12 protein-coding genes are annotated in these 14,806 nt (G+C 46.5%); 2 read left to right on the top strand and 10 right to left on the bottom strand.

What is annotated here, in order from left to right; all coding sequences use genetic code 11:
* The first annotated feature begins 47 nt into the window (after nt 1–47).
* Complete coding sequence (locus AABW11_RS16640) at nt 48–449, top strand: ATP-binding protein (protein ID WP_340106266.1); 402 nt, start codon at nt 48–50, stop codon at nt 447–449.
* A 399-nt stretch (nt 450–848) separates the two neighbouring features.
* Here AABW11_RS16640 and AABW11_RS16635 read toward each other — a convergent pair whose 3' ends face one another.
* From AABW11_RS16635 to AABW11_RS16590, 10 genes are all read right to left on the bottom strand, one after another.
* Complete coding sequence (locus tag AABW11_RS16635) at nt 849–2,147, bottom strand: TolC family protein (protein ID WP_340106265.1); 1,299 nt, start codon at nt 2,145–2,147, stop codon at nt 849–851.
* 4 nt (nt 2,148–2,151) lie between these two features.
* Nucleotides 2,152–5,253, bottom strand: coding sequence for an efflux RND transporter permease subunit (locus tag AABW11_RS16630; protein WP_340106264.1), 3,102 nt, complete (start codon nt 5,251–5,253; stop codon nt 2,152–2,154).
* On the bottom strand, nt 5,250–6,323 hold the full coding sequence (locus tag AABW11_RS16625; RefSeq protein WP_340106263.1) for an efflux RND transporter periplasmic adaptor subunit: 1,074 nt from the start codon (nt 6,321–6,323) through the stop codon (nt 5,250–5,252). The genes AABW11_RS16630 and AABW11_RS16625 overlap by 4 nt, the downstream gene beginning before the upstream one ends.
* A gap of 250 nt (nt 6,324–6,573) precedes the next feature.
* Nucleotides 6,574–6,900 (bottom strand): thioredoxin, encoded by a 327-nt coding sequence (trxA, locus tag AABW11_RS16620; protein WP_340106262.1) that lies wholly within the window; start codon nt 6,898–6,900, stop codon nt 6,574–6,576.
* A gap of 259 nt (nt 6,901–7,159) precedes the next feature.
* Nucleotides 7,160–8,377 (bottom strand): DUF58 domain-containing protein, encoded by a 1,218-nt coding sequence (locus AABW11_RS16615; protein WP_340106261.1) that lies wholly within the window; start codon nt 8,375–8,377, stop codon nt 7,160–7,162.
* Nucleotides 8,378–8,490: 113 nt separating this feature from the next.
* A complete protein-coding gene (locus AABW11_RS16610) occupies nt 8,491–9,537 on the bottom strand; it encodes an AAA family ATPase (protein WP_340106260.1) in 1,047 nt (348 codons plus the stop codon).
* The gene (locus tag AABW11_RS16605) at nt 9,534–10,757 is read right to left on the bottom strand and encodes a DUF4350 domain-containing protein (RefSeq protein ID WP_340106259.1); all 1,224 of its coding nucleotides are present in this window, start codon (nt 10,755–10,757) and stop codon (nt 9,534–9,536) included. The genes AABW11_RS16610 and AABW11_RS16605 overlap by 4 nt, the downstream gene beginning before the upstream one ends.
* Complete coding sequence (locus AABW11_RS16600; RefSeq protein WP_340106258.1) at nt 10,750–11,478, bottom strand: DUF4129 domain-containing protein; 729 nt, start codon at nt 11,476–11,478, stop codon at nt 10,750–10,752. The genes AABW11_RS16605 and AABW11_RS16600 overlap by 8 nt, the downstream gene beginning before the upstream one ends.
* Nucleotides 11,479–11,726: 248 nt before the next feature.
* A complete protein-coding gene (locus tag AABW11_RS16595) occupies nt 11,727–12,623 on the bottom strand; it encodes a hypothetical protein (protein WP_340106257.1) in 897 nt (298 codons plus the stop codon).
* Nucleotides 12,607–13,641 carry a stage II sporulation protein M gene (locus tag AABW11_RS16590; protein ID WP_340106256.1) on the bottom strand — a complete coding sequence of 345 codons (1,035 nt, stop codon included), beginning with the start codon at nt 13,639–13,641 and terminating at the stop codon, nt 12,607–12,609. Before AABW11_RS16590 ends, AABW11_RS16595 begins: the two co-directional genes overlap by 17 nt.
* A 395-nt stretch (nt 13,642–14,036) precedes the next feature.
* On the opposite strand from AABW11_RS16590, the gene AABW11_RS16585 reads away from it, so the two are divergent.
* On the top strand, nt 14,037–14,786 hold the full coding sequence (locus AABW11_RS16585) for an RDD family protein (protein WP_340106255.1): 750 nt from the start codon (nt 14,037–14,039) through the stop codon (nt 14,784–14,786).
* The last annotated feature ends 20 nt before the right edge of the window (nt 14,787–14,806 follow it).

Genomic DNA, 14,806 nt, shown 5'->3' with positions numbered 1-14,806 from the left:
ACAAATCATCTTATGTATGTTGCTATACTAATATTTACGGCTAAGGAATGGATAAAACCTACAATGTAACGCTATCATCCACCTTTGATCAGGCTGAAACAATCCCTGACTTTGTTGATAATATTGCGAAGGAGTGCAGCCTTGATGAAGACCCGGCTGAAACGTTTAAACTCATATTAAGCGAAGCTGTCACCAATGCAATTGTTCACGGTAATAGCGAAGATCCCGACAAATCTGTCCACGTTAAGGTCGTAATCAAAGATAATTTCATAACAGCGGATGTGAAAGATGAAGGAGTCGGCTTTAAACCCGAGGAGAAAAAAGACCCGCTCAAAGAAGAGAATCTGCTGAATACCAGTGGCCGCGGAATTTTTTTGATCAGGCAGTTCTCTGATCATCTTGAGTTCCGGGAGAACGGAACTCTACTGCATTTTCGAGTGGATTTGTAACCTGCATTTCTTGGTGAAAAATGCAGATTAGATACATGCATTTCACTTATCTGCAATTCATCACTAACGAGACGTCATCCTGCGCTTGACGCGGGATCTCCCAATCTGTACAACCGCCATTGGTATACCATTTCTCTTTGCATAGCTGGGAGATCGCGGCTCTGGGCCCGCGATGACAGTATCCTCGGTTCTCTTTTGATTTGAACGACCTTATACTTGAGTTCGATTAGTAAATCATAAAGGAAGGAGTCCCCCTTCCCCGCGAGAGATTCCTTATGGAGAAAAGGGGGAATTAGGACGATGTTTATCAGATTCAGGTAAAATCCGAATAACACCCCTCTCGATCTCCCCTTGTTAGGGGAGAGTTTTTTTCTAATTTTATTTTAACCAAACTCAGATTTACAGCTCACCACTCAATCTCAGCAGCTCTGTCTCTGCAACTTTGGCGTTGAACTGAGAATTAATCAGACGATTTTCAGCTTCCAGAAATGAGCGCTGAGCTTCCCGAAGTTCCAGGGAACTGATACCCCCTAGCCTGAATCTTTCAAGAGCTATATCAAGCGTTTCTTCAGCATTGCTGAGATTATCTTGTTCCAGGTCAACGAGCTCAATGTTGTTCTGATAGGTTCGAAACAGAGTTCGAAATCGGGATCGTATCAGCAACCGGCTCTCATCCAGCTGAAGATCACTGTTTTTCCGGTTGATGCGGGCATTCTCAACCCTTCGGTTTATGTTAAATCCATCAAACAGATTTACCCTTGCGGTTAACCCTACGCTAAAACCGGTAGTTTCGTTAAACTGAAAAAATCCGCCGCCAGCTTCATTCCGATTGTATCTGTATCCTGAATTGAGTAAAATTTCCGGGTACCGTTCTGACCTTATTTGCTGAACTTCAAGATCAGCGGCATTTTGCTGCATCCGCACAAGATCGAGCTCGGTATTTTCGGTAATGGTTTTCTCATACAAGTATTGCTCATCAAGTCCGCGCTGAATGGGAATCTCCCCGGTTACACTGTAGGCCGTATCGGGATCGCGCGCCAGGAGTTGATTAAGCACAATCTTAGCTTCGGTCAGGATTATCCCCTCCCGTAGTAATGCTGATCTGTCGGCATTTAAATCTGACCGCGCCTGAAGGAGTTCAACCTCGGATCCTGATCCCAGATCGAGCTTGGTCTCTTCAATTTCAATTCGCTCAAGAGATACATCCACCGTGTTTTCAAGAACACGCAGCTGGTTTTCAATACGAACAATATCAAAATAGGAAAGCGTGATCCGGCTGACAAGATTTTCAACTTCAAGACGATACTCCGCATCGCTGATCTCTTCAAGCACCCCAAGAAGATCATACGTTTTGAACATTCCCAGTCCGTCAAAAAGCGTCCAGTCCAGGGTTACCGCCGCATTTGTGGTGGTGCTCCGGGCTCCGTTTGTAGTTTGAGACTGTCCCCCTGCATTAAACTCACTATCCTCTACACTTTCCGTGCGGGATGCACTCAGGTTCAGCGCCGGCAGAAACCCGGCATTGCCAAAGCTCCTGTTATTTTCAGCGATAGAGAGGCGGTTCTCAAAAATCTGGATGTTATAATTATTTTCAAGACCGATGCCAATGGCGTCTTCGAGCGACAGCCGGTCCTGCGCTGAAACAGATCCTGCAAGTACTATGAATAGAATAGCGGTCAGAAATAGTAATTTGTTCAAGATATTATACGCTTGCAGTTTCAAGTTCTTCCGCTTCCCTGGCACGTTTGTCAATTTGTTTGGTTTCGCTTTTATCGGTAGACATGTAAGAATAAATGGCCGGTATCACATAGAGAGTAAACACACTTCCAATCAGCAGTCCGCCAATAACGGCGATCCCCATAGATGAGCGGCTTTCCGAGCCTGCGCCAAGGGCCAGCGCAATTGGGAGAATTCCAAGGATAGTTGAAATGGTGGTCATCAAAATCGGGCGGAAACGAACAGCGGATGCGTCCATAATAGCGTCCATAATCGACAATCCCTGTTCCTGCCGCTGGTTTGCAAATTCCACAATCAGAATTCCGTTCTTGGCAATCAGACCGATAAGCATAATCGCGCCAATCTGGCTGAAAATATTCAGTGTCTGATCGAAATACCAAAGTGATAACAACGTCCCGAACAGAGCCAGAGGCACCGTAAATAAAATGATGAGGGGATCGATAAAGCTTTCAAACTGCGCAGCCAGCACGAGGAAAATAAGAATCTGTGCCAGGATAAATATAAACAGAAGGCTGGCGGCACTTTCTGCAAAATCCCGTGACGGGCCTGCAAGATCCGTAACCACATTCGTTGGCAGCACACTTGCGGCAATGGCATCCATCGCCTCGATTCCATCCCCTACTGTTTTACCATCCGCCAGCTGGGCCGATATGGTTGCTGAGTTAAACCGGTTGAACCGGTAGAGCTGTGGCGGACTGCTGCTCTCCTGGATGGTTACAAGGTTATCCATCTGAATAAGCTCACCATTCTGATTTCTCACAAAAATGGTTCTCAGGTCGATGGGCGCATTTCTGAACTCGCGCTCCATCTGGCCAATTACCCAATACTGTTTGCTGTCTATAATAAAATAGGCAAACCGTGTGCCTGACAGACTCAGCTGAAGTGTTTGTGCGATATCCCTTACAGATACACCAAGTGAACGTGCCCGGTCACGGTTGATCTGTACCTGGAGTTCGGGCTGATTGAACTTAAGATCTACCTCGGCAAACACGAATGTTTCGTTGCTGTTGGCTTCTCGTAAAAACTGTGGAATTACTTCCTTAAGCTGATCGAGCGACTGAGCCTGGAGCACGTATTGAACCGGCAAACCGCCCCTGCGATTCCCGATGGACTGCGGCTGAGAAACAAATGCCTGTGCTCCGGTCAATGTTGACATCAAACCGGATAACTGGTTAGCAATTTCCTGCTGGCTGCGCTCACGCTCGTCTGCATCAGTCAGAGTTAAAAATCCAAACGCTGAATTAACGGATCCTGCAGCACCAAATCCGGGTGACGTGACCGTGCCGAGAAATTCAACCTCAGGTATATTGTTCTGAATCCCTTCTATCATGTCATCCACATAGGAGTCCATATATTCATAGGATGCACCTTCAGGTGCGGTAGCGAATATTCTTATACTCCCGCGGTCTTCTCTCGGTGCCAGCTCTTCCGGTATGTTGGCGTAGAGTAAGGCGATAAACACACCCGTGATCCCGATAATGACAAATGCCATCCAGCGAACATTCATAAATGATTCAAGAGACGACTTGTACACATTATTCAGCCAGACAAAAAACGGTTCAGTTTTACGGTAAAACCAATTTTTTTCAGCGCCTTTTGTTAAAATCTTCGTCGCCAGCATTGGGGTGAGGGTCAGGGCAACGAATGATGAAATAATTACGGCACCGGCAATCACCACTCCAAATTCCCTGAACAGCCGGCCGGTCTGTCCGCCAAGAAACATAATGGGGAGAAATACCGACACCAGTGCAAGAGACGTTGCCACAACAGCAAAGAAAATCTCTTTTGAGCCAAGGATTCCGGCCTCAATAGTCGGCAGGCCTTTTTCCATCTTGGCATAAATATTCTCAAGAACAACAATGGCGTCATCCACTACAAGGCCAATCGCCAGAACGATGGCTAACATGGTGAGTACGTTGATTGAAAAACCTGCTACATACATCACAAATAGCGATCCAATCAAAGCGATAGGAATAACGATCACGGGAATGAGAGTCGACCGCGGATCACGCAGGAAAAAGAAGATGACCAGAATAACAAGCGCCAGCGCTACAAAAACGGTCTGCTGCACTTCATTGATAGATTGCTGAATATATTCGGTCGTATCGAAGCCAACCGCCACATTGATATCTTCCGGAAGGTCTGTCTTGATCTGATCAACACGTTTGTGAAACTCCTCTGCGATTGACAGCTGATTTGATCCCGGCTGAGGAATAGCTACCACACCCACCATTGGAATACCATCTCGTTTCAGTACGGTACGTTCATTCCGGGCTCCTAATTCAGCTCGCCCAATATCACGGAACCTGATTTTTTGCCCGTCCTGTTCCCGTATTATCAGATTATTAAACTCTTCAACCGTAGAAAGCCGCCCCATGGTACGAACGCTAAGCTCGGTTGACGTTCCCTCAATTCGTCCCGATGGCAGCTCTACATTTTCGCGGTTCAGTGCATTTTGAACATCCAGCGGAGTGAGTCCGTAAGCCGCCAGCCGAATCGGATCCATCCACATGCGCATCGCATAATCTTTAGATCCCCAAATCTGAATTCCGCTAACGCCGGGGATGGTTTGTAAACGCTCTTTAAACGTGTTATCCGCAATCGATGTGAGATCAAGCAGATCGCGGCGTTCACTGTTTATCGTCATAAAAACAATAGGCGATGCATCGGCGTCGGCCTTTGTAACGGTCGGTGGCTCGGCATCTGCAGGAAGGCTTCTCTGAGCACGAGACACGCGATCACGCACGTCGTTGGCCGCTGTTTCGAGGTCCACATCAAGGTTAAATTCCACCGTAAGTGTACTTTGCCCTTCCCGGCTTACCGACGTTAACGTGCGAATCCCCGCAATTCCGTTGACCGACTCTTCAAGCGGTTCGGTAATTTGAGATTCCATCACATCAGCATTCGCTCCCACATAGCTGGTTGATACCGTAACGATGGGCGGGTCAACCGATGGGTATTCACGTACTCCAAGGTAGAAGAACGAAATTACACCAAAAAGAACAATAACAATAGACATGACCGATGCAAGAACCGGCCGCCGGATACTTAAGGATGAAATACTCATAAGTCAGGCCCGTTTATCAATTTGGTAATTTCAACCTCAGTTCCCGGGTTTACCTGGAGAATACCTGTTGTGAGCACAGTATCGCCTGGAGCAATACCACTGATAATTTGTACTTTTTCGCTGGTTCGCAGTCCTGTCTGAACTCTCACCTCTTCAACTAAACCGTTTCTGATCACATAAATCTTTTGACTGTTCAGTTCCGGAATTACAGAAATGGTAGGCAGCATGAGCGCGTCATCAATTTCATCGAGTACAAGCGTGATATTTGCAAAAGCCCCCGGGAAAAGCAATCGGCCGCTGTTATCACTGCGCGCCCGAATAGAGATAGAACGGGTGTCGCGGCTGATTCTTGGTTCAATGGCATATACCTGGCCGCTGAACGTGCTATCGACTCCTTGTACTGTAAAGCTTATTCTGTCGCCAATGGCAATTCTGCTGATATACCGCTCAGGTATTGAGAAATCAATTTTGATTGGATCCAGTGATTGCAGTGATGCAATCTGGGAATTCGGGCTGATGTAGCTTCCCTCACTCACATACTTCAAGCCAACTTGCCCGCTGAAGGGTGCCCGTATTTCGGTTTGATTGATTCTCGCGTTGATCAGATCGAGTTCCGACCGGATCACGTTCACTTCGTTTAGAATTGCATCATAATCATCCTGACTAATGCCGCCGCGTTCAAGAAGGGCTTTCTGACGTTCTTCGCGCTGTTCGGCGAGATTGAGGCGGAACGTGGCACGGCGCTTTTCGGCCTGCAGTTCACTGTCGTTTATTTTTACGAGAAGATCCCCTTCCTCAACCATGGACCCTTCATCAAACAAAATATCTGTAATGATTCCCGAAGCCTCTGCACTGAGCTCCACATCTTCTTCAGCGAGAACAGAGCCGCTCGTAAATATTTGGTCCTCGATCGTTTCTTCTTCTACCTGAACTGCTTCAACCTGCAGCAAACTAGTTCTGTTTTGCGAATTTTCTGTAGTTGCTGGCGTACTGAATAACGGCTTAACTTTGGGATAAGCAAGTAACGCTGCGCCGACGAGAACAACTGTTATACCAATGACCTTTTTCAAAGAATATTGACCTTAGGGGTTAATCTTATGTTAATTTTAACGTAAAAGTTAAAAAGAAAGTTATGGGTAAGCCCGAATGAGTTGTAAAACTATGTATGGCCTGTCTGCACGCTGCTTTTGCGAACTGAAAGGTTACTGATTCGAACTCCGGGAAGAATTATTGAACAACTCGTGATTCAACTCTCAAAAAAAAGAGGCCCACTTTAAATAAATGAGCCTCTAATAATATTATTCCGTTTGTACCTGAAAATCAGGCTAGCTGAGCATCGAGCTGTTTTTTGATCTGTGCTTTTGGAACGGCACCTACGATTTGGTCAACAACTTCGCCGTCTTTAAAAATCAACAGAGCCGGGATGCTGCGGATGCCATACTTCACTGATATCTCAGGATTATTATCTACATTTACTTTTCCAACTTTTGCTTTGCCTTCATATTCGCCGGCAATTTCGTCAACAACCGGACCTACCATTCTGCAGGGGCCGCACCATTCTGCCCAAAAATCGACAAGAACAGGTTTATCAGTTTCTTCGACTTCATCAGCGAAATTGCTGTCTGTAAATTCAAGTGTATTACTCATGGTATTCTTTGTTTATTTTTGATTTTCTTTAATATCGTAAATTATTCATGGATAACCTTATATCGAAATCCTATCAATTCTATCACAAAATGTTATCGCTTTCCAAAGTGTGCTGTCTAATAAAATAACATGCACTACCGACGCAATCGTTCTAATGATCGGGTAGATCCTTCCCACTCAGTCGAATGTATCTATTGCGGGTTTTTTCTACAACTCAACACTAAAAACTGATAACTAATCACCAAATTCATACCCTACTCTACAACATACCCCGGGCCTTCAATTCAAGATATTTATTAATTGCGTTCACAGATAGCTCTTTAGGTGGCGTGAGGATTGTTTGGATGCCGTGGTGATTCAGCGTTCTCACAATCTGCCGCTTTTCGTACATGAAGGATTCAGCCACTGTTTTGGTGTAAATATCTTCCACCGTTCCGGGTGCATTTTCTAATAATGATGTCAGTTCCGTATTCTCGAAAAATATGACCACAAGAAGATGATCTTTTGCGATGGCTCGCAGAGTTGGCAGCTGTCGCTCCATCGACGACAGGCTTTCAAAGTTGGTATAAAAGAGAACAAGGCTGCGGCCGTTCACACTGTTTTTCAGTGACACCATCATCCTTCGGTAATCCGATTCAAGAAAATTCGGCCTGATATTATACAGCTGTTCCTGTATGCGCCGGATGTGCGCCCGTTTTTTCTGAGGTTTCACAAATGATGTGCCTTTGTTACTGATGGTCATCAGGCCGGCTTTGTCATCTTTCAGGAGCACAATGTTTGATATAACAAGACTCGTATTGATGGCGTAATCCAACAGGTGCATCCCGTCAAACGGCATCTTCATCACCCGTCCGGTATCAATCACGTTGATGACTTGCTGCGAGCGTTCATCCTGGTACGTGTTTACCATCAGGTCACCGGCACGGGCTGTGGCTTTCCAGTTGATCGCCCGCACATCATCACCGCGAACATATTCTTTAATTTGGTCGAACTCCATGGTATGCCCCAGCCGCCTTATTTTCTTGATACCCGCATCCGCCGGTTTATTTGAAAAGGCAATCAGCTCGAATTTTCTCATTTGGATAAACGACGGGTATACGGGAACACTTTGCTCATCGCCAAACGTATATCGCAGCTTAATCAGCCCGAGCCGTGATTGAGCATACACCAGGAGCCGGCCAAATCTGTACTCGCCCCGTTCTGTGGGCCGAAGCGAATAGCTTTGCGCCTGTTTTTCGGCCGGATTTAGATGTATATCAAACCTAAAATTTCTGAGTTGAAACTCTTCCGGAAGTTCATCTATCACCTCAGCTTTTATCATGAAAATATACCGGTTGATGACCGAAAACTGAATCCTGTTTTCATCACCGTTAGAAAGGCGTTCCGGCAGGTGGCGCTCAGCCTCAATACCGTTTAGGTTGCGGTAAAGAAGCAGCAGATCCGTCACAAGAACGACCGAAAAAACGATTAGCGACACAGTGACCACGGTGCCTGGAAGTGACAACAAATATTCCAGCAGATAGAGCACTACCAGCCCTGCGATACAGAGGAAAAACCGGTTGGTAAGGTAGAGCCGTTTGAGCTGGTTAATTATCGCGGCACCTCCACACTTTCAACGATCGATCTGATTACTTTATCGGGGGCAGTGCCCTCCATCTCTTTTTCCGGCGTGAGTGATATCCTGTGGCGAAGCACCGGCCCCATCACCCATTTCACATCTTCAGGGGTGATGAAATCCCGGCCGTTCATGGCAGCCCACGCTTGGGATGCCCTCATCACAAATACAGCGGCCCTCGGTGATGCGCCAAACGAAACCTGGCTGCTGCTTCGCGTTTTCTGGATGATTTCAGCAATATACTGCATCAATTTTCTTTCTACATGAACATCACGGACAACAGCTTGTTGGCGGACTATATCAGATGCCGTCACTTTTTTCTCCAGCGCTGAAAAGTCAATTCTGCTTTTCCGGCTGTAGCTCCCCTCCAGTATTTGAACCTCTTCACCCAGGCTGGGATATGGCACACTTATTTTGAACAAAAACCGGTCGAGCTGCGCTTCGGGGAGCCGGTAGGTGCCTTCATGCTCAATTGGGTTTTGCGTGGCCAGCACCAAAAATGGCGATTCGAACGCGAAGGTTTGCCCGTCAACGGTAATCTGACGCTCCTCCATTACTTCAAACAGCGCCGCCTGTGTTTTGGCCGGCGAACGGTTGATCTCATCAATCAGCACGATGTTGGAAAAAACGGGTCCGGGCTTAAATTCAAACCCAGTAGTCTTCTGGTTGAACACGCTCGTACCAATTACATCAGCCGGCATGAGGTCCGGGGTAAACTGAATGCGCGAGAACCGGGAATCGATCAGGTGGGCAAGAAGTTTTGCAGTCAGAGTTTTTGCCACGCCGGGCACGCCTTCAATCAGCACGTGACCATCAGCCAGCAGAGCAGCGATAAGCAGATCCACCATCTTCTTTTGACCCACAATCACGGAACCAATCCCCTCACGAAGATCCTTAACAAGAACTTCCACCCCGCTCAGGTCAACTCGAGATTGAAATGATTCTTGTGTTTCGGGCGCTGCTTCTCCGCCTGATTCACTGGTTTGAGATGGCTCGTCGGGGTCGATATCATGTTCGTTCATCGTAGGCTTTTTTTATAAAATTGATCAATTTTTGATGTTACGTCTTGTAAATCTTGTTTGCTGATCTCGGGTTTCTTCTTCATGTTAAGAATGATATCCATCATCTCTTTAATCTCCGGCTCAGGAATTCCAGACCGTTCAGCGATTGCACCAGCCGGATCATCTTCTATTTCAATTATGTTGATTCCGAGATTGCGCCGGCAGTAGTCGGTAAAGAACCTGATTTTCTTTATGGCAATCTCTTTATGGGTTCCCTTTTCGAGGTACAGGCTTCCGATTGTCCGGGCAAATTCAAGCGTGCTGTTCTTTGGCGGATGGCGTTCCGGAATAGCCCGCTGCACACGACGGCCTTTAAAAATCATGAACAATACGACGCCTGTCAGGGTTAAAAACCAGGCTTTTCTCAGGGGAGGCTGACTCAACACATATCCCATCGGGGTTGTGTAGCCGCTTCGGCCGGCTTTGTAGTATTCATCCCAAACCACATTGCGAACCGGTAAATAAGAAAGCGCCCTGAACACATAATTTGCGTGCTGAAAATCCCTGACATAGTAATTTGTAAACGCCCTTGGAAACAGGTGTATATAGATATTACCATCCCCATGGCCAATGCGGATGAAGTTGAGCCGGCGGCCATCCGTATAGCCAAGGCGTGCGGTGTTGGCAGTATCAACGCGGGTAAAATAAGCCGATAGCCGTTCCTCATACTCCCAGTTGGCGTCTCGCTGAAGCTGTGGATTTTCAAAGTTAAGCTGTGTATCAAACCGGGTGGTATCGAGAAGTGTTTCAAGGGAATCACTCGTCCCAAGCGCGGTTCGGTAAGCAACATCAAATCCGAGTGTGTCAGCCAGTGCCTGTCCGGGGGCCGATGCTGAAATGAACAGATCATCACCCCGCGAAACGGCGCCCATCAGCAGCTCAAGCTCCAGCGGGTCCGGATTGATCTCGTTATTAATGAAAATCCAGTTTCTTCTCTCGCTTTTATCAAACCCGGGATTCCTCAGGTATTCAAACGGCGGAATGATGAGTTCATGGATGTCACGTTCCGGGAACACCTGGCTCAGCTCTTCGTTGAGAATGTATGTGCCGTATGGAATGGTGTCGTCCCGGCTATAGGAATCACTCCAGTCTGTTGGTTCGGGAGCGGTTACCTGGTAGCCAATGTATAGAATGGTGATCAGCCCAAAAAGGAACAGAAAAAATTTATCCCGCTTAGACATCCGAGTCCCCGTTCAGATGATCATTCATAGCAACATACAGCGTACGCATCCGATTGAATCCGTCCCGGTCGATTTCAAAGTCTCCGTACTCAGTGTATTCGTAGATGCGTGTTAGCCGTCGGAATGATGCCGACGAGGAATGGGAATCCATCTCGTAAAGGTAATCGAGATTGGTTTTACTGGCCGTCCACCGGATCAGACCTGCCCCGCTGAGTTCTTTCAGCGCTTTTTGATAGAGTAGTCGAACCGCCTCCCGGTAGTTACCGTCACGGGCTGCTGATTCAATTAACCGGTTTAAATCTTCATCTTTTTGGACTGCCGGATCCTGCCTGAAATGGATGGTCTCTGACGCAGATTGACCGGTGAAGGCGGTAGAGATTTTTCCTTTCATAATCTGGTTGAGAACCAGGTACACAACACCAGCCATAACTGCGAAGAATATAACCTGTAAAATTGTATTTCCTGTACCCTCACCGAGCGCCTGATCTAAAAACTGAATTACTTCACGAATGATCATGCCAATCAAGGAGGTCTCAGGCTCAGATTCATCATACACAAACGCAGGATCATTTTTGTAGGACTCAATCCGGTCGGGGTCAGCCTGACGCACGTTTACGTCAGACTGATCCGCCGGAATTTGACTATGTAACACGACCGGCGACAGAAGGAGCAACAGTGCAGCAAAATACACGACAGTAATTTGTTTCGAATGTGGATGCATGATTGTCATCAAATTTCAAACAACAGTACGGTATCAGCCCTGACTCATTCAGGCTTGATGTATTTAAAGTTTTCGTTGTATTAAGTAAAAGGTTAAGATGCCGTGAGCAAGTCATCGGATGAGTCATCCATGAAATACAAGCTAATTTAGCATGACTCGACATTTCGAAAAAAACTCATCTAATTACTTTCGATTTTTATCGATGTCACTGCACCTTATTAATGCACTCCCATTTTTTCTCATCCATGTTAAGCTGTTTCATTTTCCAGCCCGGCAACCTGCTCGCCTAAGGTTTGTCCCTCTTTTCGTTCTTCAAGATTAAAATAGTGAAGGCCGAGAGCAATTGACTGGGCCGCGAAAAACAGCACTTGAAAAACAAAGGACAGTGTGTAGGTAAAAACCACTATAATCTCCATTATTCCACTCTCGGTTCCCAGGCCGGCACCGGCAATTGCCGTCACCACGAAAAGCGGGGTACTCAAAAGCTGAGACAGAATCCCGAAGACAATCGTAATTAATAAGTAGACACCAAATGTTGACCAGAAATATCCGTTTGTCAGCTCCCAAGATCGGACAAGTGAATTGAATCCACCGGCGTCTTCCACGAAAAATGCGATGGGGAACAGAACTAACTTTATCATCAGGTAGACACCAAGTGGAATGAAAAAAAGCACAAGAAATCCCGAAATTTCAATAGCAGCAAAACCTCCCAACAGCACCACAAAAAAGAAGAGTGCAGCAACAATCAGCAATGCAGGAATGAGTCGCAGGAGTTTCGAAAACATCCCGTCACTAAAATCGGAAATACTTTCCGGCACCTCTCCTTTCCCGGCATAATAGATATGCTGGTAGACAACTCCCATCAATAAGAAGTAGGAAATCATCAAAAAAAAGAAACCGGCAAAAAATTCAAGACCCGTACTGAATAAATTGGGATCGGGCTGATCTTGTAGCCCCGCCGTGAATTCGGTCATCAACTCTCCCATTGAGCTTGAAATAACTATTGAACCTACCATAAGCGGTGCTAAAACATAAACGGCAATCATTTTTGCCAGGCTTTTATAGTATACCCGGATGTAGGTAAAGGTGTCGCCAAGAACGTCCCCCACGGAGCGCGCCTGTCTTACATTAAAGTTGTGATCCATTGGTTGTGGTATTTGATAGAGGACTTTGCACCAAAGCAGTGCCCTCCGATGGTGGTTCTAAATTAAATTGAGAGCGTTTTATTTTTTGCGGTAACCAAACGTAATACCAAAGTATAAAAAAGGAGGACAGCCCAATGATGGCAAGGCTTAGGGCAACCGGCATTCCCGTGTAGCGCGTCACAAAAGACTCAAGCACGCCGGCAGTGATAAAAACCGGGATCAGCCCCACAATCATTTTCACACCTTCTTTGGCACCTTTCAAAAAAGACCGGCTTCGGGTATAGGTGCCCGGAAACAAGAAGCTATTGCCTAAAACAAAACCCGCCGCGCCGGCAATGACAATAGCAGACACTTCGAGCGTGCCGTGAATAAAAACGATTCGCAGCGATTCGCCCATTAAATCGTACTGGTTGAAAAACTGCAAGAACGACCCGATCATGATTCCATTCTGAATCAAGATAAAACCGACCCCAATGGCAGTCAGCAGACCGAAGACAAAAATCAGAAATGACACTCGCACATTATTAAAGGTGATTCCCAGGAACATATCCATCTGACGGTGGCTCGAATAAACTGCCATGGGATCGCCGGTTTCGATATTGTTGATCGTCATGTTTACATACTGATCGCCCAGTATAGATCGTACAAAATCAGGGTCACTGCTTTGGCTCAGGTAACCGATCGACAGTGCGAGTATCATCACCACAAACGAATAGAGTAGCTCTTTTTGCCTGATCGCGTAAATTTCGGGAAGCTCGCGGGTCCAGAACGTCACAAACCGCCCCATCTCCTCTTTGCGGGTTTGATGGATTTCATCGTGGACTTTTACCGTAAGCCGGTTCAAATACCGTTCCGACTCACTTCCCGGAAAGTGGCTTTGTGCATAGGCGAGGTCATCGGTCAGTTCGATGTAGAGTTCCGCAAGCTGATCGGGATCTGCGACCTGGTCTATATGAAGCAGATTCTCGAACGTTTTCCACCGCTCTTCGTTATTTTTTATGAAGGTAACTTCTCTCAACAATAGCTGGTTTTAGTTAACAGGGAAAACAGAATAGTGTTTAGTCAAATATGAAATGTCGAAAGCAACCTGTCAGCACCCACCGCCCCGAAGGGATCCCTATGGGGGATCTGACAGCGTTGGTTTTAGACGCTGACATCTCGACCGCCGCGGGACGGAAAGCCCCGAGGGATCGGGACCAGAAAACACTGGCACCGGGGATGCTTTCAGGTCTTTATTCGATAAATGAAAGTTGACATGACACTATAGGTGATCTCCATTCGGTTTGTTAGTTTTCGGTCTATTTCATCAGTTGAACGGGACGTTGTATATTAGCCGCAGGAAAATTTCTTGGTGAGAAATCCGGGTTAGAAGATAGTAATTGATTTGAGTGATAAAAGAAAAGAAATTTACAAATGGACCAGATTGGAATTGAAACAAGCAGGCATGTTCGTCTTACTTACAAGCCTGCACCCCTTATCTACAGAATAGTTGCCTGGCTGTATGACGTTTTTTTATATGTGATTTATATCATGGTTTTTATGTGGTCATGGGGCGGTATTGTTCCTTCCGATATTGTTGAAAGCCTGAACATAAACTGGATCGTCACACTTGCCATTTTTCTGCCCTATTTCATCTATTTCCCCCTCATTGAAACGCTCTGGAATGGCCGGACCGTTGGTAAAAAAATTATGGGCATTCGCGTCACCCGCATTGACGGAACACGCGCCTCACTCGGTTCCTACTTGATACGCTGGCTGTTTCGGTTCATCGAGATTTCAGCCACCGGAGGAGTCGTGGCCATTTTAACCATTCTCATCAATGGCAGAGGCCAGCGACTTGGCGACATAGTAGCCGGCACCTGCGTTGTAAATGAGCGGGATGATCAGCTCTCTCACCGGCAGCTCTTTAACCATACAGAGCTCGATCGTGATGTTGTCTACGAAGGTGCAGCCGAACTTGAGGACAAGGATATTAATGTGATCAAAAATCTTCTGAACGCCCGCCAAACCTACTCGCCCGACGCTCATCGAAAGCTAATGGCCCGGACGCGAAGCGCCATTGAGCAAAAAACGGGAGCTGAAGATTCGTCCATCTCTGATGAAGCCTATCTTGAAACTGTCATCAAAGATTATAATACTATTTACGGTTCAACGTCAGACTAACCAGCCAATTAGATTTCTCC

Origin of the sequence: Rhodohalobacter sp. 8-1 (assembly GCF_038150125.1) — a bacterium.
Classification (GTDB): Bacteria; Bacteroidota; Rhodothermia; order Balneolales; family Balneolaceae; genus SW132.
This window is presented reverse-complemented; position numbering and strand designations above follow the sequence as displayed.